Origin of the sequence: Pseudomonas sp. JY-Q (assembly GCF_001655295.1) — a bacterium.
GTDB lineage: Bacteria > Pseudomonadota > Gammaproteobacteria > Pseudomonadales > Pseudomonadaceae > Aquipseudomonas > Aquipseudomonas alloputida.
This window is the reverse complement of the sequence record NZ_CP011525.1, coordinates 2,268,265-2,285,675: the sequence shown is the minus strand read 5'-3', so window position 1 is coordinate 2,285,675 and position 17,411 is coordinate 2,268,265. Positions and strand designations below refer to the sequence as shown.

General features: G+C 61.2%; 31 protein-coding genes and 1 tRNA gene. All 32 read right to left on the bottom strand.

The window, feature by feature from the left end:
* Window positions 1-37: 37 nt before the first annotated feature.
* The 32 genes from AA098_RS10405 to AA098_RS10265 all read right to left on the bottom strand — a co-directional run bounded on the left by AA098_RS10405 (window position 38) and on the right by AA098_RS10265 (window position 17,371).
* Entirely contained in the window at window positions 38-460 is a 423-nt protein-coding gene (locus tag AA098_RS10405) for a hypothetical protein (RefSeq protein WP_019751367.1), read from the bottom strand.
* Window positions 457-837, bottom strand: a complete 381-nt coding sequence (locus tag AA098_RS10400; protein ID WP_060489621.1) for a hypothetical protein — start codon at window positions 835-837, stop codon at window positions 457-459. Before AA098_RS10400 ends, AA098_RS10405 begins: the two co-directional genes overlap by 4 nt.
* Window positions 837-1,220: a hypothetical protein gene (locus AA098_RS10395; protein ID WP_064614183.1), complete on the bottom strand. Its 384-nt coding sequence runs from the start codon at window positions 1,218-1,220 to the stop codon at window positions 837-839. Before AA098_RS10395 ends, AA098_RS10400 begins: the two co-directional genes overlap by 1 nt.
* A gap of 2 nt (window positions 1,221-1,222) precedes the next feature.
* Complete coding sequence (locus AA098_RS10390; RefSeq protein WP_064614182.1) at window positions 1,223-1,615, bottom strand: hypothetical protein; 393 nt, start codon at window positions 1,613-1,615, stop codon at window positions 1,223-1,225.
* A gap of 39 nt (window positions 1,616-1,654) precedes the next feature.
* Window positions 1,655-2,272 (bottom strand): FAD-dependent oxidoreductase, encoded by a 618-nt coding sequence (locus AA098_RS10385; protein ID WP_064614181.1) that lies wholly within the window; start codon window positions 2,270-2,272, stop codon window positions 1,655-1,657.
* Window positions 2,273-2,315: 43 nt separating this feature from the next.
* Window positions 2,316-3,263 (bottom strand): major capsid protein, encoded by a 948-nt coding sequence (locus tag AA098_RS10380; RefSeq protein WP_064614180.1) that lies wholly within the window; start codon window positions 3,261-3,263, stop codon window positions 2,316-2,318.
* A gap of 10 nt (window positions 3,264-3,273) precedes the next feature.
* Window positions 3,274-3,993 (bottom strand): hypothetical protein, encoded by a 720-nt coding sequence (locus AA098_RS10375; protein WP_060489630.1) that lies wholly within the window; start codon window positions 3,991-3,993, stop codon window positions 3,274-3,276.
* 117 nt (window positions 3,994-4,110) lie between these two features.
* Window positions 4,111-5,157, bottom strand: coding sequence for a phage minor head protein (locus AA098_RS10370; RefSeq protein ID WP_064614179.1), 1,047 nt, complete (start codon window positions 5,155-5,157; stop codon window positions 4,111-4,113).
* Window positions 5,158-6,576 (bottom strand): DUF4055 domain-containing protein, encoded by a 1,419-nt coding sequence (locus AA098_RS10365; protein ID WP_064614178.1) that lies wholly within the window; start codon window positions 6,574-6,576, stop codon window positions 5,158-5,160.
* 8 nt (window positions 6,577-6,584) lie between these two features.
* Complete coding sequence (locus AA098_RS10360; RefSeq protein WP_064614177.1) at window positions 6,585-7,886, bottom strand: terminase large subunit domain-containing protein; 1,302 nt, start codon at window positions 7,884-7,886, stop codon at window positions 6,585-6,587.
* On the bottom strand, window positions 7,858-8,334 hold the full coding sequence (locus AA098_RS10355) for a DUF2280 domain-containing protein (protein WP_064614176.1): 477 nt from the start codon (window positions 8,332-8,334) through the stop codon (window positions 7,858-7,860). Before AA098_RS10355 ends, AA098_RS10360 begins: the two co-directional genes overlap by 29 nt.
* 31 nt (window positions 8,335-8,365) lie before the next feature.
* The gene (locus AA098_RS10350; RefSeq protein ID WP_042914374.1) at window positions 8,366-8,989 is read right to left on the bottom strand and encodes a putative metallopeptidase; all 624 of its coding nucleotides are present in this window, start codon (window positions 8,987-8,989) and stop codon (window positions 8,366-8,368) included.
* Window positions 8,964-9,416 carry a proteasome subunit beta gene (locus AA098_RS10345; protein ID WP_016487771.1) on the bottom strand — a complete coding sequence of 151 codons (453 nt, stop codon included), beginning with the start codon at window positions 9,414-9,416 and terminating at the stop codon, window positions 8,964-8,966. Before AA098_RS10345 ends, AA098_RS10350 begins: the two co-directional genes overlap by 26 nt.
* A complete protein-coding gene (locus AA098_RS29480; RefSeq protein ID WP_012273044.1) occupies window positions 9,413-9,577 on the bottom strand; it encodes a hypothetical protein in 165 nt (54 codons plus the stop codon). The genes AA098_RS10345 and AA098_RS29480 overlap by 4 nt, the downstream gene beginning before the upstream one ends.
* Before the next feature lie 50 nt (window positions 9,578-9,627).
* Window positions 9,628-9,891 carry a hypothetical protein gene (locus AA098_RS10340; protein ID WP_012273045.1) on the bottom strand — a complete coding sequence of 88 codons (264 nt, stop codon included), beginning with the start codon at window positions 9,889-9,891 and terminating at the stop codon, window positions 9,628-9,630.
* A 1-nt stretch (window position 9,892) separates the two neighbouring features.
* On the bottom strand, window positions 9,893-10,216 hold the full coding sequence (locus tag AA098_RS10335) for a hypothetical protein (protein ID WP_012273046.1): 324 nt from the start codon (window positions 10,214-10,216) through the stop codon (window positions 9,893-9,895).
* Between the two features lie 80 nt (window positions 10,217-10,296).
* Window positions 10,297-10,373 (bottom strand) — tRNA-Gly (locus tag AA098_RS10330).
* A gap of 362 nt (window positions 10,374-10,735) precedes the next feature.
* Entirely contained in the window at window positions 10,736-11,281 is a 546-nt protein-coding gene (locus tag AA098_RS10325; RefSeq protein WP_064614175.1) for a hypothetical protein, read from the bottom strand.
* Window positions 11,278-11,424: a hypothetical protein gene (locus AA098_RS29475; protein WP_177342672.1), complete on the bottom strand. Its 147-nt coding sequence runs from the start codon at window positions 11,422-11,424 to the stop codon at window positions 11,278-11,280. The genes AA098_RS10325 and AA098_RS29475 overlap by 4 nt, the downstream gene beginning before the upstream one ends.
* Complete coding sequence (locus tag AA098_RS10320; RefSeq protein ID WP_064614174.1) at window positions 11,421-11,780, bottom strand: hypothetical protein; 360 nt, start codon at window positions 11,778-11,780, stop codon at window positions 11,421-11,423. The genes AA098_RS29475 and AA098_RS10320 overlap by 4 nt, the downstream gene beginning before the upstream one ends.
* Entirely contained in the window at window positions 11,777-12,079 is a 303-nt protein-coding gene (locus tag AA098_RS10315; protein ID WP_064614173.1) for a nuclease domain-containing protein, read from the bottom strand. Before AA098_RS10315 ends, AA098_RS10320 begins: the two co-directional genes overlap by 4 nt.
* Window positions 12,070-12,210, bottom strand: a complete 141-nt coding sequence (locus AA098_RS29165; RefSeq protein WP_156747522.1) for a hypothetical protein — start codon at window positions 12,208-12,210, stop codon at window positions 12,070-12,072. The genes AA098_RS10315 and AA098_RS29165 overlap by 10 nt, the downstream gene beginning before the upstream one ends.
* A 167-nt stretch (window positions 12,211-12,377) precedes the next feature.
* Window positions 12,378-12,944 carry an NUMOD4 motif-containing HNH endonuclease gene (locus AA098_RS10305; RefSeq protein WP_177342671.1) on the bottom strand — a complete coding sequence of 189 codons (567 nt, stop codon included), beginning with the start codon at window positions 12,942-12,944 and terminating at the stop codon, window positions 12,378-12,380.
* Window positions 12,941-13,408, bottom strand: coding sequence for a recombination protein NinB (locus AA098_RS10300; protein ID WP_064614170.1), 468 nt, complete (start codon window positions 13,406-13,408; stop codon window positions 12,941-12,943). The genes AA098_RS10305 and AA098_RS10300 overlap by 4 nt, the downstream gene beginning before the upstream one ends.
* A complete protein-coding gene (locus tag AA098_RS10295; RefSeq protein WP_064614169.1) occupies window positions 13,401-13,898 on the bottom strand; it encodes an ead/Ea22-like family protein in 498 nt (165 codons plus the stop codon). The genes AA098_RS10300 and AA098_RS10295 overlap by 8 nt, the downstream gene beginning before the upstream one ends.
* Window positions 13,898-14,125 carry a hypothetical protein gene (locus AA098_RS10290; protein ID WP_064614168.1) on the bottom strand — a complete coding sequence of 76 codons (228 nt, stop codon included), beginning with the start codon at window positions 14,123-14,125 and terminating at the stop codon, window positions 13,898-13,900. Before AA098_RS10290 ends, AA098_RS10295 begins: the two co-directional genes overlap by 1 nt.
* The gene (locus tag AA098_RS29160; protein WP_156747521.1) at window positions 14,122-14,271 is read right to left on the bottom strand and encodes a hypothetical protein; all 150 of its coding nucleotides are present in this window, start codon (window positions 14,269-14,271) and stop codon (window positions 14,122-14,124) included. The genes AA098_RS10290 and AA098_RS29160 overlap by 4 nt, the downstream gene beginning before the upstream one ends.
* Window positions 14,271-15,032 (bottom strand): replication protein P, encoded by a 762-nt coding sequence (locus tag AA098_RS10285; RefSeq protein ID WP_064614167.1) that lies wholly within the window; start codon window positions 15,030-15,032, stop codon window positions 14,271-14,273. Before AA098_RS10285 ends, AA098_RS29160 begins: the two co-directional genes overlap by 1 nt.
* Window positions 15,029-15,805 carry a hypothetical protein gene (locus AA098_RS10280; RefSeq protein ID WP_064614166.1) on the bottom strand — a complete coding sequence of 259 codons (777 nt, stop codon included), beginning with the start codon at window positions 15,803-15,805 and terminating at the stop codon, window positions 15,029-15,031. The genes AA098_RS10285 and AA098_RS10280 overlap by 4 nt, the downstream gene beginning before the upstream one ends.
* The gene (locus tag AA098_RS10275; protein WP_064614165.1) at window positions 15,802-16,038 is read right to left on the bottom strand and encodes a hypothetical protein; all 237 of its coding nucleotides are present in this window, start codon (window positions 16,036-16,038) and stop codon (window positions 15,802-15,804) included. Before AA098_RS10275 ends, AA098_RS10280 begins: the two co-directional genes overlap by 4 nt.
* Complete coding sequence (locus AA098_RS10270; protein ID WP_064614164.1) at window positions 16,035-16,517, bottom strand: hypothetical protein; 483 nt, start codon at window positions 16,515-16,517, stop codon at window positions 16,035-16,037. The genes AA098_RS10275 and AA098_RS10270 overlap by 4 nt, the downstream gene beginning before the upstream one ends.
* Window positions 16,514-17,371 carry a Bro-N domain-containing protein gene (locus tag AA098_RS10265; protein WP_156747538.1) on the bottom strand — a complete coding sequence of 286 codons (858 nt, stop codon included), beginning with the start codon at window positions 17,369-17,371 and terminating at the stop codon, window positions 16,514-16,516. Before AA098_RS10265 ends, AA098_RS10270 begins: the two co-directional genes overlap by 4 nt.
* Window positions 17,372-17,411 lie beyond the last annotated feature (40 nt).

The window sequence follows — 17,411 nt, the reverse complement described above, 5'->3', positions numbered from 1 at the left end:
AAACCCGCTCGCGGCGGGTGGTTCTTGGTCTTGCTGGTCAGCCAGCGCGGAACCGGACGTTCACGTTGTACTGGCGGAAGCCTTCAAACTCATCAGCGTCAACAGCGCCGGTTTCGATGCACTCCAGCCCTCCAGTGCTCCAGTACGAGAAATGCGCTTCTAGGGCATCAGCTAGATCGCTTAGGGCCTTGAGCCCGGTCTGCTCCCGGGCAAAACACTGGATGATGATCATGCCCGGCTTGCGCGTGTGCGGGCGGTCAGCCATTCCGGCCATGAAAGGCGTTGCGTAGGCTATGTTCAATCGGCACCAGAGGCCTGAAGCGGGAGGTTTGAATGCGCCCGAAGTGTCCTTGTCTTTCGCCTGAAGCTGAGCGTTCGGATAGTAAATCCTGTCCTGATCAATGCCAGGAAAAGCCCTCATGCGAAGGATGATGGCGTCGTAGATTTCTCTGTAGGTCATGATCCGTACGCCGCTGCCACACCGGTGAAGGAAATTCCAAACACACCATTCGGGGCTTTCTTAGAGTGGCCATTTTCAAGTTTCTCGGCGTACGCCAAATTATTCTGCAAGAAAATCAAACTGTACGGCTTGAGCCCTGTAAGGACCGTCTGGCCTGCCGCTATGGTCGCAGCTCCATCCTTGTCGACCTTGTCTGTCGTGCCAAACACCGGAGCCCCAATACTGACCATGGTATTGCCTCGAAACCGCCCGGTATCCACCGGTGATCGCTTCACGATCTCGCCCAGCAAAGCCATTGCGATAATGCGGGCCTGCTTGCTCAGATCGCTCTCGATTTGATCAATGAATGCCGTGGGTGGGATGCTCCATCCGGCCATCAGGACTTCCTCATCTGGATCTCAATATGGGCCGCCGCAGGATCGGCTGATACAGATTCGACGCGGTATGCTGCTTGCTCGCCAGTCACCAGGTCGGGCGCAGTAATCTCGTGGCCAACCATGGGCTTATCGCTCACTTCGTTGACTAGGCATATCAAGAGCACGTCACCAACTTTGATGTTGATGTTGTCGATGCGCCGGCTGTCGTAGCTGTCGAGGACGCCGCGCCCGGTGTAGGTGACCGGCTGGGCGGTGGTGGTCTCGCTCACGGGATCCCACACGCCAGGCCCCATGTAGGTGCCGGTGAAGGTGGACACCGCATCAGCCAGATCATCATCGAAGGCTTCGGCCAGGTCGGCCTGGATATCGTCGCGAAGGCCCATCCCTATCCCCTCTTCACAGCGAAGGCGAACGGGTTGCTGCGCCAAGGCGTGAGCAGGGCCAGAGCCAGCTGCACGCAGGCAGGCTGCGCGGCCGTGGTGGTCTTGTCGATCGAGCCGAAGGTCTTGCTGGTCGTTACCGAGCCAGCCTTGACGGTCTTCGCCTCAAGCGAGCCCTCGGTCTGCTGCTGGTAAAGCTTTCCTTGGGAAGCGCACTTGGCCAGCCGCGCGCCTGCCTGTTTCACATCGTCAGGGATGTTGTCCATGTCGATGCCGACCAGGTTGAGCGCAGTGAGGTAGGCATTCGCCTCGAAGACCGCCTCGTCCTTCAGCTCTGGAGCTGCCCAGTCAGGCCCAAGGATGGCGTCTACGTCGGCCACAGTGATGTAGGTAGCCATCCGGCCTCCGCTTGAATGATTGGGGCCTCAACCCCGGGATTACTGCTTGTCGAGGTCAGCGACCTGCTTCTGCAGAGCTTCTTTCGAGACATTGGAGCGGTAGGAGACGTTCGCGGCGTCGAGCTTGGCTTTCAGGGCCTCGACCTCGGGGTCAGCGTTTGCTGGCTTGAGGGATTCGATTTGCTTGAGCAGTTCGGCATTCTGCTTCAGCAGGTCTGCCTTCTCTTGCTCCAGGCCTACGACCTTCTCCACTTCGCCGTCGCGCTCACGCTTTAGGCTGGAAACGCCGGAATTCACTGCTTCCAGAACTTCGAACAGGCGCGATGCGGTATCACCCAGATCACCCGCCGGGCGCTCCAGGCTCTGGGCGGCGAACGATTCGACGATCACGCCGATGGAGGCCAGCTCTTGGCGAATGCCGCTGATTTCTGCATGAAATGCCTCGTCACGGCCACTTGCCCCAGAGCCCTTCTGCGCCGAAGCCTCGACAACGGTCACGTCGACGCCGGCTTCCTCATAAGCAGCCGCTACCTTGGGCCAGTAACCCACAATAACGACCGTCTTCACTCCCGGCTCAGGGCGGTCGAAGTGCTGAGGATTGCGATAGCGCTTGCCCGGCTCGAACCCGGAGGCCTGCGCGGTGTAGATCAGTTCCATGATGATCTCCAGGGCGACCCACTACGAGTCGCCCGACGGTGGATTACGGAGTGCCCAGATCGATCAAGACGCCGGCAGTGGCTTTGTCGCTGGTCGCGTACTTCGCCCAGTTGGCGCCCGCGCCGACGGCAGCCAGGTTCGGGTTGATGCCGCCGGTGGCGTCTGCCCAGCTGTAACCCAGCAGGTCCAAGTTGAAGGTGCCCTCGGCACGGAAACCCATCGCCAAGTTTTCCTGGTTGTCGATGTTGTACGAACGGAAGCCCGGGGCCTGGGATTCGGTGACGCGAATCGCGCCCGATTGCAGTCCGAAGATGGTTTCGGCTGGGTGAGTGTCGGTAACCAGTACCGGCTTGCCCATGGTGCCCGGCTGGCCGCCGTAGATCACCACGCCCGCTTCTTCGTAGATCTTCTCGCTGATCGCTTGGTCGACCATATCGAAGTAGGTGGCCGAGTCCATGGTCCACAGTGCGATGCGGCCGAAGCGGTCGCCGAACTTGCGCATGCCCTTGGTCAGCACCTTCTTGCCGTCAGTGGCGAAGCTGCCGGTGGCAACCATGTTGGCGTTTGCACCGATCGAGGCCTTGAGGGCCGCCATCGCGTACTGGATGTAGCCTTCCAGCACAGCGTCGGCGTAGTCCTGGCCAACCAGCTCAGAGAACTCTTCAGGCGAGCGCGCGCGACGCTTGAAGGCTTCCTCGGTGGTTTCGTATGGGCCGTACTTGAACGGAACCTTTACACCAACCATCTCGCCGGCTCCGATCTTGGAGCCGGTCACGGTAGCGCTGGAGTTCACGTCGCGGTGCCCGATGGAGCCGCCGATCTTGTAGAACGCACGCTTGCGCAGGTCGCCCTCGATCAGCTCGTTGTTCAGCACGATGGCGCCATTCGACGAGGCGTTGAAGACATCGATCACGTCCTGGATGCGCTCCAGGTAGGCGGTTTGGGCAAGATCGTTGTAAACGATCATGTCCGAGTTGACGGTGGTCGCCATGTGTTACTCCCTATTTGGGCAATTTGAGGTAGGCGCTCTGCCCGTGCGCTTCGATAAACTCGCGCTTCTGAGTAGAGGACATTTCGGAACGTTTCAGCGCGGCCCCGCCGCCACCTTTTGCACCGCCGGCCCCGCCGCCAGATGCTTTACTGCCAACAATCAACGGACCGAAGGCCGGATCGTTGGTGAATTCTGCTTTCAGCTCGTCCAGGGTTGCTGCGGAGAGCTTGCCGGCGGCGTCCAGCACGACAACGGTGGGCTTACCGTCACGCTGCTCAACGCTCAGCCGGCGTTCGATGTGGGGAAGCAATGCCTTGGCGCTGCCTGGGACAGCCAGGGTGGTCGCGATCTCGGTAGCGGTGCGGCCCACGGTCAGATCCCGGATCTGGCCTTGCAGGGTGCTGTTGGTGCTTTCGAGTTGGCCGGTCAGCTCTGCTTCGCGGCGGGCGTACTTCTCGGACCAGGACTTTTCGAGCTCTTCGACGTTGCCCGACTTGCGAGCAGCTTCCTCGGCCTCGGCGCGCGCCTTGTCTTCGGCTTCGCGACGGGCCTTCTCAGCGGCCTTTTTCTCGCCCAGGAGCTCTTCCACCTTGGCTTTCAGCCCGGTGACGTCCTCCTGCTGCGGCAGGCCCTCGATGCCGAGGACGAATTTGCCGTCCTTCTCGACGTACAGGGCTGCTACCGATTCTTCGACGCCTTCGAGGCTGTCCAGTTGGAATTTCAAGGTCATTGCTGTCTCCCAGAGACGTTGAGCAGGCCCTGCCTGCGGATACAAAAAAAGCCCCGGCTCAGCCAGGGCTTGGAATTGCGCGCCACGAAATGGCGGTTGCATATTTTGTGGCGCGGATCAGTCCAAGCCAGCTCGCTCGAAAGCCATCGGCTCACGCTCGCGCAGCTGCTGAAGATTCAGCGTCTTCCCGTTGGCATCCGTGAATCGCTCAATGGGCAGTTCGCCTTTCTTGAAGAGGGCGTACCGTGATGGCCCCAAAACATCCTTCTGGAAGCTCGCCGATTGACGTGCAAGCCATTCTGGATAGCTGGTATCACTGGCCACAGGCTTCGTGCCATCCGACCCAACCGAAGGCCGCGTAGAGCCGGGGATCTTCCTCTCGTACTCAGGCTTGAGCACTGGAATGATGGTGGTTCGGCAGTTCCAGTGGTATGGCGGCCTAGGCCCATCGAGCGGGATAACCGTCTGGTCGATGCTCATGCAGTAGAGCGATGTCCGTGAATCCAGCGTGGCGATGCGGCGCATGCCCAGCAGAATGTCGTCGTTCGCCTTCAGCGTTTCGACCCTGGCGGTGCTGGCGATGTGGTTTGTGGCCGTCCTGACAAGGGCCGACGCCTGATCACGCTGCACCTGGTGCAGGCTGTTGAGGCGCCGGGCGATTGCCGGGGTGGTTTCGCCAAGCGCAGAGCCGATCTTGATCTCGCTGAGGATGTCGGCAGCCTTCTTGGTACCGAACTCGTCCAGCGCGCCGCTGATGCTGATCTTCTGGACGCCCTTGCGAGCCTCCAATGCCATCGGATCGAGCTTGGCCGCCGAAGTGACGATCTGCGGAGAAGGCGTGTTGAGCTGCACCCTCGGCTTCACCACCTGCTCCAGCAGGTCGATGTTGTACTTGGCCTCCACCCCGGCAAAGGACTGAAGCTCAAGCTCCATTTGGCCTTTCATCCCGGTGTAGATCCCGGCCAAGTCCTTCTGCAGAACCCGGATCTGCTGCTCGTAGCGCCTGGTGCCGTATGCGCTCAGGCCTTCAGCCACCCTACTCTTGGCAACAACGATGGCCTGAGCGATGAATACCGCGATCTCTTCGGCGTTGTGCGCCGCGTAGAGCTGGACGTAGATGGCGTGCCGGGTGGCCTCATCCTCCAGATATCCGTCAGCGCTCATTTACTCCTCCGTCTCGACCGTGACCCCGCCACTTACCGGAGCCTCGGTCTCGCGCTCCAGGTCAATCTTCTCGTCAGTGCGGTCAGCCTCAATCACGCCCCCCTGGCGCAGATTGGTGCGCAAGTCGGACTTCGCGATCAGGCCCTGCTGCCACAGCTGGACCTGGGCGAGAATGTCCTGGGCGGTCATCGTCTCGTCGAAGAACGATTGGTTGAGCCAGAAGACCGTACCTTCCTCATCAGGCTCGCCCAGCATGAAGCGCTCGGCGTCGAGGATGGCCCGTTTCAGGGCCTCAGAGACGTTGCCGGCGATGGTGCCCAACACGCTGTTGTCCGAGCTGTAGCGGATGCGCACGGCCTCTGCAGTCTCAGCGCCGCCGGCCTTCTGGACGATGCGGGCGCCGATCATCAGCATCTGCTCTTCCTTGTCCTTCAGCAGCGTGCGAGCCAACTGGCTCTCGGTTGCCTGAACGAGGGTCGCGTTACCGCTCTTGCCGAGGTTGTAGCCTCGGGTCGAGCCGATATGCATGCCATTCGGATTCAGCTTGGCGAAGTCATCGGCGCTGATGTCCGTGGTGATGAACAGCGTGGGCTGGCTGCTGATGAAGCCGCTCTCCTCCACCGTGGCGCTGTTGCCGTAGTGCAGGATGTTCACGTCGGCCAGGTCTTCTAGAGGCGACTTGTCGATGCTGGAGTCGTTGTTTTGGGAGCCGTAGAAGCTGAACAAGATGTGATCGAAAGGCTGGCCATTCTTGTCGAGCGGCGCTACCTCTGTGTAGGCGTTGCCGTCTTCGGCGTAGACGCGCTGCACATAGCGGCCATCCACCAGCAGCAACACGCGGTATTGGGTGCTCGTTGTGCGCTCCAGGCTGTCCGGACTGAACACGGACACGCACTCCAGCAGGCAGACATAGACGAGGCGCTTTACGCCATCGACCACCTGCTCGTCCCAGTCGATGATCGACTCGGCACCGTAGTGGTGAATCAGCGCGCTGCGGCCCTGCATGTCCGCCATCGAGGAAACGCCCTCAACCGCAGGGAAGTCCACGAGGAACCCGCCGCGACCGGCGTCCAGGCATTCGCCCACGGCATCCTTCGACAGCTGCTCCAGGCTCGTTCCGTCGCCGCTGGCGTTTTCCTTGAGGTACTCAACCCCGGCGGGGAGCTCAAGCTCGGCCGTCTTGCGGAACACGGCGCCCAACAGGCCGGTGCGCGTGCGCCCAGTGATGTTCAGGAACATCGCCCGCTTCTTGTACTGCTTGTACCGCGCCTGGTTCTCGGGAGACTTGTTCTCCGGGTCCGGCATCGGCAGGTAGATATCGTGCTTGCGCACCTCGCGGGCGCCCGCCACGCAGCGCTTGACCAGCTGCCAGCCGGGCAAGGCCTCCGAGTACTCTGCCCGGGGAATAAAGTTCGGCATGGGTGGCCTCAGAAAGTGAACGTGATTGGTACGTGGGTAACCGGCCTGCTGATCGGGTAGTCGTGGTGGATGAAGTAGCCACCCGCGTCGTTCGCGTGGTCCACCCCAGATTTCTTGTCTGGCTCACCGTTGGCAGCCCATACCTGCTGCTCCAGGCCGTCTGCATAGGTCGGGCAGCGCAATGGGTTGATCAGATATCGACGCTCGCCATTCGCATTGCAGAACATGGCGTTCATGGCGTTGATGCGGTCTTTCACCGGCGGGTTTGCATCGGGCGCGATGACGCTGAACCCGGCCTGGCGCAGGATGGCAATATCAGTCTCGCTGGCGTTCACCGACTTGCGCGACCCGCCCGAGGCGTCGGGATAGATCCTGATCTCACAGGTCTTCTCGTAGTCCCTGCCGTTGTGCCGCCAGTAGCGCTCTTTGATGCGCCGGATCATGTCCGGGGTATCAAATCCGTCGATCAGCTCATCCACAGCCCTGGGCTTTCCGTCAGGCCGTTTGACATGGACGATCGCCGCCATCTTGCCGACGTTGAAGTCCATGCCGATGAACAGGGGCTCTCCAGGCTCTACGGTGTCGAAGCAGGAATTCAGCTTCCGGTCGTAGGCGTGGTAGATCGAGCCGGCGTTGAGGTTGACGAACTGGCCGTTCAGGTACGCAAGGATCAGCTGTGCCGGGTACGACTCCATCAGCGATGGGATGTAGTCCGGGGGAAGGTTCAGCTCGTTATCGAACGTGCTGGCCTGCACCAGGCCGTACATACCCTGCAATGCAGGCTTCTCGCGCAGCTGCTTCACGAACTGCTGGTAGACGAACTTGAACCCCTCGGGGGTGGTGGTCACGTCCACGCCGTTCTTCAGCCCGGGCACGTTGTAACGCATCCGGGCAATGATCTTGCGCCAGGCATGCTCAGCCTTCAGCGCGGGCAGAACATCGAGCTCGTCAACCAAGGCGTGCCCGATCTTGAAGCCCACGATGGTCTGCGGCTTCTCCATCGAGCGACAGATGGTCGTGCTGCGGTACTGACCGCCGCTGTAGAACTCGACCTCCTTGTCGCTCTCCTTCGTCTTGACCTTTAGGCCCCAGTCGAAGGCGACCTCCTCAATGGTCGGGAAGAAGATGTCACGGATCTGCGGGTAAGTCGGGGCGAAGTAGCCGGAGTCGATCCGTGGCCATTCCCACACGTGCTTGCACAGCGCGGCACAGCCTACCCAGGTCTTGCCCGAGCCGAACCCGGCCACGAAGCCGCGAAACTTGTTCTCCATGCGTAGGAAATTAGCCTGGGGTACGTTCAGCGACGGCATCCGGCTTCCTCGCGTCCACCACGTCGACCTGCACCCGGGTTGGCGGCACGTTGTCGTGGGGATTCTCGTTCTTGGTCTGGCGGTTCACGTAGACGTCGCCGACCTCTTTGGCCGCCTGCTCCAGGATCTGGAGGGCCAGGCCGTAGTTGCGCATGCCTTCGACCTTTTCGACCATCCTGCCCAGCGCACGGAGGCGATAGGCGCGGTTGGCAATGGGGATATCGGCTGTCTCCTCGCGGAAACGCTTGCGGGTGTCCTCGAACAGGACTACCCAGCGCTTGGCCAGGTTCTTGCCCTGCCGCTTGGTTGGGTCGTGGCTCTCCGCCGTCTGGCGACTGATCTCAATGCCGAATTCTTTGTTGACGGCCTCGGCCACCTGCGATGGCGTATCGAAGCAGGCCAACGCCTGAACGATGAAGGCCTTCACCTCGTTGCTCAGGGCTGCCATAGGTTGGGTTCCGTCAATTGCCTGTCAAACATCAAGCCGACTTAAGCAGGCAGGTTCCACAGGCCCTCGAAATATTGATCTTGGCCACCTCGGGTGGCCGGCTTGCAGCGTCGATCAGCTGCTGTACGTCGTGGCTTGGGCCGTAGCGGCGTACCACGCCGACGAACTCCTCCACATCATGACCACGCAGTGTCAGGCTGGGCAGCCCGTCCTGGGTGAACTTGGGCGCGCCGTACTGATCGAGCTTCTGGGCTATGTGGTAAAGCTCATGCTCGATGAGGGCACAGAACTCAGTGTCGGAGCACTGGGAGCAGTAATCGGCAGCAAGGGTGATGACGAAGCCCGGTACCTCGCCGAACCAGTCGATCATCTGCTGCTCTTGCCTGGCCTTCTGCCATCCGCCAGCTCGAAACATCACAGCCTCGGCCTGACCTACCACGGTTCGACCTTGCTTCTCGAAGCAGGCTGAGGCCCAGAGGAAGCGCAGCGGCGCATCGATCAGGTGTGCATGGTCAGGGTTATGCAGCTCGCCACCCTCAATGAGGATCGATGCCTGCACCCATTCACCCACCTCGGGCGCTGGCTGAAGCCTGATTCCGAGCATCGATAGCTCGGTCAGCTCAAGGAGATCAGCCGGAGGAACTGGCCTTTCCATGCTGGTCAATCCTCATAGTCCGAACCTTGCCGCCGGTGTAGATATCCCGCTTCATCGCGGCGCGCACAGCCTCTTCGGCACTTGCGCCCATGTCCATTGCTGCCAGGGCATAGGCCGAGCCGCTGCCGATCGCGTCAGGGTTTGCCGGGTCAAGGTCCTGCCGCCATACGCCAGTCTTGTCGTCATGGCCCACCATCTGCAACCTGCCGCCATCCACCACGTAGCCCGAGCACTCGACAGGTACCGGCGATGGCGTGCCGAAGTAGGCTGCAATCAGGGCCTTCTCGTCGCATACGGCACCGGACAGGAAGAAGCTGACGCCATCCACAACGGTGAGCTTTTGGCAGTCATCGGAAACGATGGAGCCACTGCGGGTCTGGCGGGAGTCGTAGGCGATAACGCCGTCCTTGTAGGCGATAGTGGTCATTCAGGGTGAACCTCGATCTTGATGCCGCGCCCCACCCAGTAGCTGAAGCGCTCAGGGCATGGCTCTCGGCCAGTCAGCCGGGCCATGACGAGGACGCCGGCCAGGTAGTACTTGAGCCACCACTTATGGCGGCAAGCGATGCGCACGGTGACCGATGCCATTTGCCTGTCCTCGCGCCACGAAACGGCGCACCTCTGTTTTGTGGCGCGGATCAGCTGAAGACGTGGCCGCGACGAGCCCAGGCATAGGCAACCACCCCAGCGTGGAGCACCACACCAAAAGGGTTCACCCAATGCCCTTGCAGGGCGGTGATGAACGCACCGAATCCGCCGATGGCCACCAGGTAGAAGGCGACACTCAGCAGCGGCTGATCCACCGGGCGGACCTTGCGCAGGTAGTCGCATGCAGCGAGCACGACCATGACACACAGGAACACGTCCAGGGCCGTCAGCGCTGAAACCAGGATGTTGTTCATATCAGGCACCTCGCGCCGTGACGAACGACCCCATGGCAGCCTTGATCGCGGGGATGATGTTCATGGCGGTGAGGCCAAGCACGAACGCTACCCCGCACAGCAGGTCATCAGTAACCGCAAGCTCCAGCTTTGGAGCGAGCCAGGCGGTAACGGGCTGGGTCAGGTAGACCGAGAAGCCGAATCCGGTGGCGACCGCAGTGGCGGCCTGGAACCGGGTTAGGTCCTTCAGGAATCCCAGTGAGAGGATCGAGCCGATGAATGCAGCCATCACCAACCCGTACTTGCCCAGCACTACGCTGGCAGCGGCGCTTGTTGGTTCGGCCATAAGGGGTGTCCTTGGAGTAAAAGGCCCGGCGGGACCTATTCAGGGACCGGGCAAGCGTGCGGAGCAGCACATAACGAAATTGGAGCAGATACAGGGACTCGAACCCTGAGCCTCCGACTTGGAAGGGCGGCGCTCTAACCGATTGAGCTACATCTGCATGCGTGGGTCTTTCCCCACCTGTCCGCCGAAGACCATTCCAGCGCTGGCACCCTGATGCACCAGTCTCGCCGGTCCAGTCTCGCGCCATCCATCAGCACGATGAAGAAATGGATGCGCGGGCTGCCGGTGTTTTTCCGTACACCACACTACCGGCTAGCAGTGTCCAGGCTGTCCCGTTAGGGCCTGCCCTGGCTGCAGTTGCGTTTCTTGCTGGAACAAAAATCCCGGCGCTTGGCCGGGACTCTTGAGGCCCTCTTAGGGCAATAAAAAACCCGGCTCAGTGGCCGGGTTCAATTTGTCATCCTCACACACGCAGGAACGACAGGATGGAGATATATTGGCTCAATGGCTCATTCGCCGTCAAGCCACATTTGCCACCAAAAGGCCTTCATGGTCGAGAATGTGCTGAGCCTCGACCAGGGCGGCGTCCACCTCGCGCTCCAGAGCCTTGCGGATATCGCGCCTCCAGCGCTCTTGGGTCTTGATCGGGTGTGGCTCGTTGCTCCAGTTGTCCATCTCGTACCAGGCGGCTGGCAGGACGCTGGTACTGCGCTTACCGTCCACGCCTGGCAGCTTGGGCATGGCCCAAGTCAGGATCGCGCAGTGGCGGAAACGCTCTGGCGCCGGCGAGCGATGAGAACGAGTGATTTCCTCGATCGCTGCATGCTTCCTGTCGACGTGTGTCGAGTACTTCGCCACCAGGTGCCGCCAGTGCTCCGCTGTGAGGTTTTTGTGCAGTCTGCTGAACACCATGCAATCGAAGAGGAAAGCCGCCTCCTTGCCCACGATGGCGCCCTTCTGCTTGGCCGCTTGAACCTTCGGCTCGAAGTCACAGCCGCCCGCGCTGTTGATTGTCTCGGCCGCCAGGGCTCGAACGACTGCGGAAATCACGTTCTGATAGCTCATTGCTTACCCCCGGCCTGCTTGGCCTTTCTCAAGATGAATTCTTCGTAGCTGCGCTTGCGGCGCACGGCGCCGGCCCAGGACAGCGATGCGCCGCCAACCACCATGATGGTGGCCAAAATCAGGAATCCCCATGCTGGTGTCATGCTGCTTGCTCCTGTGCCTGGATACGGACGCGCACAGCGCCGCCCTTGATCGTTTCCTTGCTCACCCTGATCTGGGTGGCGAACACGTTGTCGTCGATTCCCAGCGCGTCTGCCAGGCCGTCACGGCCCGCTTTGAACATCGCCAGCAGGTTGTCGTCGTCGCGCCGGCGGCGATCGGGCGGCACGAACTCGAGCATGAGCAGCGCATCACCCTCTGGTGCCTGGATGCCCGCTTGCTTGGCCAGGAGAAAGCAGGCGTAGCGATAGGTCTTCGCCGCTTTGCTCTTTCTGGTCCAGTGCACCCGGGCGTTCGGGCTGCATGCGGCCGGTGGCCACGGTAGTGTCAGTTCCGTCATGCGGCCCCCTTCACGGTCAGAATGCCAGCCCGAATGAGGGCCTCATGAGTCTCAGCGATTGCCCGAGGCATATCGGACCAGTCCACTTCTCCCTTCCCGCGACCATCCAGAACGTCGTGGCAGGCGCTGCAGGCGTAAACCGCCACGGTGTCGAAGCCCTTCATGCCCATGCCCTTTTGCCCGCATGGCAGATGGGCCAGCACGGTGGTTTCAGGGTTGAAGTTGCAGGTGCCAGGGATACGGACGGTGCAGTCCTGGCCGCGTGCGCTCTCGCGCACCCTCTTGCTGACTACGCGCATGGCTCGGCCTCCTTGGCTTTCTGCTGCTCGGGGGCGAAGTCGCCGCGCAGCGGTGACAGGCGCTCAGGGAGTATCAGGTCTATCCCCCCAGCATCCCGCCCGCCGAGCAGCAGGCCAGGGGCGTAGCACATCCACGCAGACCGATCGCTGACGTTCTGGAGCCCGCGACCACATGGCATTGGACCTGTTTCGCCAGGCATGACAAGCCGCAGAAGCTCGACGCACCTACCTACGTTTGGGTTGTTTTTGCGCGGCGAAGCAATGATCAGCGCCAGGTCACCAGCCTTGAATTGATGTCTCATGCCGCCTCCTCGCTCAGCAGATCGCTGAACACCACGCCCGGCGGCGCGTAGTCCCAGACCATGCCGCCAGCCGTCTTTTGCTTTTTCCTGGCCGCCGCGCAAATGCAAGGTTTGCTCACGCCCGTGTGGCGCATCGCAGACTCCAGTGAAGGGAACCACATGCCCATCCCCTGCCTTGCCGACTGAACCGGCACCGCACAGTCGCTGAGCCCAGTAGCCGCCGCGTGCGCCATGTTTTCCTGATGGGTGCACCACTCGAGGTTGCCTGGATGCGGATTGCTCTTGTCTCCATCCTTGTGATTGATGCACGGCAAGTCGTCCGGGTTTGGAACAAACACCTCGGCAACCAGACGATGGATCAGGTAAGCCTTTGCCTTGCCGTCTACCTTGAGGATGATCCTCGGATAGTCATTGGACTTGGCACGCTGAATCAGGCGCTCTGGATAGCTTTTGGCAACACCGGAGCGAGTCGAGGACACATGGGCCATTCGCTTAACTCTGCCGAGCGAAGACACCATGTAGCGCCCTGCCAGGGTTTTACTCTCCAGCCAAATCTCATTCATGCTGCCGCCTCCCATTGCTCAGGCATTTGCCCCTTCGGCTCGCTCCAGCAAACACCGCGCTCGGAGCCAAATGCGTACATGCACTCGATCACATCGCCCAGTTCAGCCACAGTCATCCGTCGGGTGCTGACGCCAAGCATCACGACGCCGCCGTTGATGCCAGAGGCCATGCGCACCTCCTGGCGGGCAGCAGCAGTCATCAGGGCCTTCCAGTCCTCGCTGTCGAGCTTCTGCATCACTCCGTTCACCGGCCACTCAACCTGGCGCGCGATGTCTGCCAACATGGCCCAGAGCTTCGCGTTCTGCTCCAGGGTGCGACGGGACTTCACCGGACGGACGATGATCTCGATGGCCCCGGCCATGGCAAGCTCAGTGGCGAACAGGTAGGCCAGCCGGCACACGTCACGGACACGGCTCGGGCCCGAGGACCAGAAGTGACGCGGCTTCGCGATTGCTTCAGTCATGGCTCGCCTCCCCGGCCAGGGCCGCGTCGATCGCTTCCTCCTGATCATCAAGCCAGCGTTGGATGGCGGCCTCGAAGAACACGGCCTTTAGAACAGGAACGCTGTAGCACTGGTCCTCGCGCGCCCTCAGCTCGGCATGGTCGCCGGCTGCGCGCATCTCGTCAGATAGCTTCAGGTAATGCGGGAGCTTCAGCTTGCGCAGCGCCTCGTTATCGGCCTTGAGCCGGATGTTTTCCTGCATGTACTCCATGTGCTTGTCGAAGCTGCCAATAGGATCGCCTTTCGCAGATTCCAGCCGCTCGATCTCCTCAAGCAGGGCCAGGACAGTGGCAGGACTGGCGGCGGCGATGAACCGGCTGTCATCATGGTGTAGGCCATGGGTTTCTCCGGTCTTGTCGTCGCAATAGCGCAGATCGCCAGCGGCATACCACTCATCGCTGCCTGCAGCCTCAGCCATCGCTTTCAGGTCGCGCATCTTGTTGGTGTCCATCAGTGCTTCTCCCGCATGTGGGCTGCCATGTGGCCCATCTGCTCGACAATGAAGAACTCCTCATCAGCGATGGCAGCCTCGATCTTCCCCTTGCCTTTGAGGCAGCGCTGGCAGTCCACGAGGGACCAGTCGCCAGACAAGTTGCGCTCATCGCCGAGCAAGGTTCCGCAAACAGCCTGTTCTTCCGCTTCATCGCCATGAGGATGCGGGTCGTAGTGAGTCTTCATGACTGCACCCCCATGCGATTGAGGCAGGCTTTGCAGGTGACCTTTTCAGGCTGGTCGGTGAACTGGGTAGCCCGGACCTTCCGGCCGCACTTCACGAGGATGAAGCCCATGTAGGCCATGCGATGCCACATGTGGATTCTGTTCATCACACCCCCTCCCCGGCCGGCTGCCCGGCGCGCTTGATGTTCAACTTGGCCAGCAGGTGTGCACGGCACGCGGCGGCGCTCGATGGGATCTGCTGCAGGTCCAGCAGGCGCACCTGGCGCTGGGCGGCGTGCTCGTCAGCGAGCTGGGCCAAGCCCTTCTGGCTGTCGTGGCCGATGCCGGTGGCGATGTCTCCCAGGGGATCGCCGGCCACCAGCATGCGGATGGTGATGTCGTAGGCCCGGGCGAACACCTTCTCGGCTCGCTCGACCTCCATCGACCCCAGGTTCTGCGCCTCGCACTGCAGGGCCGCGTGGCGCACCGCTTTATGCGTCCAGTGGCGTGCACCTGCCCTGCTGGGGTGGAAGTTCTCCAGCGCCTCTGCCAGGGCCCGCGCAAGCGGCGGAATGCCCATTTCTTCCGGGGTCGGCTGGCACAGCTTGATGAACTTGCCGCTGCTCGGGGCAAAGTCGGTACCCAGCACCCGGCACTTCTGGATGCCAAAGCGGATCTGCTCGAGCGTGTTGATGCCCGCGGCGACGAAGGACTTGATCCAGCTGCGCTTGGCAGCCTTCAGGGCCTCGTCGTCCGGCCAGGCCTGCTTCCACGCCGGGAAGATGGCCTGCAGCTCCTTGAACAGGGCGTTGACCACTTCGGTGGTGCCCGGGTCCAGCTGCTTGGCCGGGGTGTGCACCTCGGCAGGCAGGTTGCTGGCCGTGGCCATGATCTGCGTCACGCTGCGCAGTTTCGGTTGTGCACTCATAAGGCCCCCAGGTCATCAGCCCAGCTGGTGTCGTTGAAGTCGGGGCCGCTGGCCGGGCGGCGGGATGCGAACGGGGCGGCACCTGCCGGCTGGGGCAGTTCGTCTTCCCAGCGCTTGCCGTTAAGCCAGGTGGATGCGTGCGGGATGAACTGGCCGCCGTCCTTGGTCCAGTCGGTCGATACGGTCCAGGCAGCCAGGGACTTGGCCATCAGGTCGAACAGGTCAGCGGTAACCTTGAGCTTTTTCCAGACCTTCTCTGCGCCGGCCTTGCCGACCTTGCGCGGATACAGCGCCCAGAAACGGTCGAATGCGACCGGCTCGGGAGCGTCAGCGACCGATGGGTTTGTATCTATTGATTGAGTAATAGAATCCTTTATTAAGTAGCTGTCGGTTTGCCCACAGTTCGGTAAACCCACACTTCGGTTAACCGAATATTCGGAAACCTGTAGGTTCGGTTCGTAATGGACGATGACGCGACGGCCGAGCACTTTGCCGGTACCTTCCTCTCGCACAACCTCATGGCTGACCAAGCCCAAATCCTTCAGGCAGGCCATAGCCCTGGAGTAGCGCTCACGCCCGATCGAGAACCTGTCTTGCAGGTGCGAGCCAATGACCTTCCAGTCGCTGGAGCGCGTTTGCAGGTAGGTCCAGATGGCCAAAGCATCCGGGTTTACTATCAGAGCCACCACGTCGTTGCTGACCGAGCTGTACGGGGCCTGCTTCGCGTAAAACAGGGTCGGCGTGGCCTTTTCCACGTTCACGGGCTTGCTCATGGCGTCACCTGCGCTGTAGCGAGCTGCCAGAGCGTGTTGTTGCTCTGGGATTTGTCGGACACGACAAGTCCCATCTTCTCCATGCGATCGAGCTCCTGGCGGATCTTCCGCGTGCCGATGGCACCGTGCTGGAGGTGGTGACGGAACCACCAGGTGCAGTACCAGCCCCGGGAAGACAGCTTTGGATTGCTCATGTAGGCGATGATGTCGTCGCGCAGCTCCTGTCTGGTCATGGCTGCACCTCGGAGTACAGGCCTGTTCCGCCGCATGAGCCGCAGTTTTTCCCGCCTCCTTCATCAGGCGCCGGACCTCCAACCCTGCCCTCGCCTCTGCAGTGATCGCAGGCGCGCTCTTCGTTTTGCCGGCGCTGACTTTCTGCAGCAGCTCGGACGATTGCAGCGCGCGCCGTTGCGAACATGCAGCCGGCGAAATACACGCTGGCGGCATTGGCCATAACAATCCCGTCCTGGAGGACTTCGACCCAGTCGACATTCATGACGACTTGAAGCCTCAGTTTCACGACCAGGCGCAGGGCATCACCATCGTCTTGCAGCGGATCCCAGATGCGAGTCACATCGCATTGCAACTGCTCACAGAATCCGATCCAGTACGTCCAACCTGCGCCGATGCTGCTCTCGAAGAGGTTGGCGTCATCGAATGCATCGGCTGCCAGCTTCAATAGCTGGCCATCTGTCATTTGGTAGATGCTCATGCTGCACCCCTCACGGCCTTGTCGTGGGTGTGCAGGCCGTCCCAGTTCTTTTTCATGGGCAGCTCGCCGGCCAGGTACAGTTCGTACAGGCGCACGGCGCCCTTGCGCAGCAGGATCGGCGTGTAGCTGATGAACGCCTCTTTGCCGTGAGGGGTGATCGTCTGCTGATGCTCGGTCATGTACTTGTCGCGGGCGTAGGCAGCAACGCGGTAGCGGGTACCGGATTTGCTCTCGTTGTAGAGCCAGTTGCGGCCTTCAAGGAAATGACCCACCTGCATCACGTTGACCCCATTCAGGCCCTTGCAGAACTGGACATGGCTCATGCCTTCCTTGAAGAGGTTCTCCAAGTGGTCGATCTTCTTGGCCTGGGCCTCGACCTGGACTGTGAGCAGCACGCGGGCCTTCTCCGACTCCAGGGCCATCTGGAGGATTTCCAGCTTGCTGAGGTCGGCGGGCTGGGCCGGCGCGGTGTATCCGCCGGTTTTGCGAATGCTGGGCAGCACTTCGCTCACCACCCATTCCTCAAAGCGTTCGGCTTGAGGCATCTTCGAGCGCATTACCAGCCGGTAGACGTCACGCTCGGGGATGATGTTTGCCGAAGGACCAAGGGTGAACGAATCGTTCACCCCCACCGGGCGCGGGCTTTTGCAGTGGTCGCGCACTGCTTTCTGTGGATTGGAATAGCCAAGACCTTCGGCCACATCACGGGCAGAGAACCAGGGCTCACCATCAATGAGCACGACCCGGACGTCGAAGCCCTCGAAATTGAACAGGTTTACTGTGCGCGCCACGAAATCGTGGTTCGCATTTTGTGGCGCGGGCCGGATGAGGGCCTGTACACTTTGGGTCTGCATATGCATAATTGGTCTCACTTATGTGATGTTGCAGAGAGCC

Bases quoted from the DNA above. Each gene is read 5' to 3' on its own strand.
- AA098_RS10325 (WP_064614175.1), bottom strand. From the start codon at position 11,281: ATGAGCTATCAGAACGTGATTTCCGCAGTCGTTCGAGCCCTGGCGGCC.
- AA098_RS10355 (WP_064614176.1), bottom strand. From the start codon at position 8,334: ATGGCAGCCCTGAGCAACGAGGTGAAGGCCTTCATCGTTCAGGCGTTG.
- AA098_RS10350 (WP_042914374.1), bottom strand. From the start codon at position 8,989: ATGGAAAGGCCAGTTCCTCCGGCTGATCTCCTTGAGCTGACCGAGCTA.
- AA098_RS10385 (WP_064614181.1), bottom strand. From the start codon at position 2,272: ATGGAACTGATCTACACCGCGCAGGCCTCCGGGTTCGAGCCGGGCAAG.
- AA098_RS10280 (WP_064614166.1), bottom strand. From the start codon at position 15,805: ATGAGCAAGCCCGTGAACGTGGAAAAGGCCACGCCGACCCTGTTTTAC.
- AA098_RS10305 (WP_177342671.1), bottom strand. From the start codon at position 12,944: ATGAATGAGATTTGGCTGGAGAGTAAAACCCTGGCAGGGCGCTACATG.
- AA098_RS10320 (WP_064614174.1), bottom strand. From the start codon at position 11,780: ATGACGGAACTGACACTACCGTGGCCACCGGCCGCATGCAGCCCGAAC.
- AA098_RS10365 (WP_064614178.1), bottom strand. From the start codon at position 6,576: ATGCCGAACTTTATTCCCCGGGCAGAGTACTCGGAGGCCTTGCCCGGC.
- AA098_RS10375 (WP_060489630.1), bottom strand. From the start codon at position 3,993: ATGACCTTGAAATTCCAACTGGACAGCCTCGAAGGCGTCGAAGAATCG.
- AA098_RS10290 (WP_064614168.1), bottom strand. From the start codon at position 14,125: ATGAAGACTCACTACGACCCGCATCCTCATGGCGATGAAGCGGAAGAA.
- AA098_RS10360 (WP_064614177.1), bottom strand. From the start codon at position 7,886: ATGCCGTCGCTGAACGTACCCCAGGCTAATTTCCTACGCATGGAGAAC.
- AA098_RS10335 (WP_012273046.1), bottom strand. From the start codon at position 10,216: ATGGCCGAACCAACAAGCGCCGCTGCCAGCGTAGTGCTGGGCAAGTAC.
- AA098_RS10400 (WP_060489621.1), bottom strand. From the start codon at position 837: ATGGCCGGATGGAGCATCCCACCCACGGCATTCATTGATCAAATCGAG.
- AA098_RS10285 (WP_064614167.1), bottom strand. From the start codon at position 15,032: ATGAGTGCACAACCGAAACTGCGCAGCGTGACGCAGATCATGGCCACG.
- AA098_RS10390 (WP_064614182.1), bottom strand. From the start codon at position 1,615: ATGGCTACCTACATCACTGTGGCCGACGTAGACGCCATCCTTGGGCCT.
- AA098_RS10275 (WP_064614165.1), bottom strand. From the start codon at position 16,038: ATGACCAGACAGGAGCTGCGCGACGACATCATCGCCTACATGAGCAAT.
- AA098_RS10300 (WP_064614170.1), bottom strand. From the start codon at position 13,408: ATGACTGAAGCAATCGCGAAGCCGCGTCACTTCTGGTCCTCGGGCCCG.
- AA098_RS10380 (WP_064614180.1), bottom strand. From the start codon at position 3,263: ATGGCGACCACCGTCAACTCGGACATGATCGTTTACAACGATCTTGCC.
- AA098_RS10340 (WP_012273045.1), bottom strand. From the start codon at position 9,891: ATGAACAACATCCTGGTTTCAGCGCTGACGGCCCTGGACGTGTTCCTG.
- AA098_RS29480 (WP_012273044.1), bottom strand. From the start codon at position 9,577: ATGGCATCGGTCACCGTGCGCATCGCTTGCCGCCATAAGTGGTGGCTC.
- AA098_RS29165 (WP_156747522.1), bottom strand. From the start codon at position 12,210: ATGTGCTACGCCCCTGGCCTGCTGCTCGGCGGGCGGGATGCTGGGGGG.
- AA098_RS29475 (WP_177342672.1), bottom strand. From the start codon at position 11,424: ATGACACCAGCATGGGGATTCCTGATTTTGGCCACCATCATGGTGGTT.
- AA098_RS10295 (WP_064614169.1), bottom strand. From the start codon at position 13,898: ATGGACACCAACAAGATGCGCGACCTGAAAGCGATGGCTGAGGCTGCA.
- AA098_RS10345 (WP_016487771.1), bottom strand. From the start codon at position 9,416: ATGACCACTATCGCCTACAAGGACGGCGTTATCGCCTACGACTCCCGC.
- AA098_RS29160 (WP_156747521.1), bottom strand. From the start codon at position 14,271: ATGAACAGAATCCACATGTGGCATCGCATGGCCTACATGGGCTTCATC.
- AA098_RS10405 (WP_019751367.1), bottom strand. From the start codon at position 460: ATGACCTACAGAGAAATCTACGACGCCATCATCCTTCGCATGAGGGCT.
- AA098_RS10265 (WP_156747538.1), bottom strand. From the start codon at position 17,371: ATGCAGACCCAAAGTGTACAGGCCCTCATCCGGCCCGCGCCACAAAAT.
- AA098_RS10270 (WP_064614164.1), bottom strand. From the start codon at position 16,517: ATGAGCATCTACCAAATGACAGATGGCCAGCTATTGAAGCTGGCAGCC.
- AA098_RS10315 (WP_064614173.1), bottom strand. From the start codon at position 12,079: ATGCGCGTAGTCAGCAAGAGGGTGCGCGAGAGCGCACGCGGCCAGGAC.
- AA098_RS10395 (WP_064614183.1), bottom strand. From the start codon at position 1,220: ATGGGCCTTCGCGACGATATCCAGGCCGACCTGGCCGAAGCCTTCGAT.
- AA098_RS10370 (WP_064614179.1), bottom strand. From the start codon at position 5,157: ATGAGCGCTGACGGATATCTGGAGGATGAGGCCACCCGGCACGCCATC.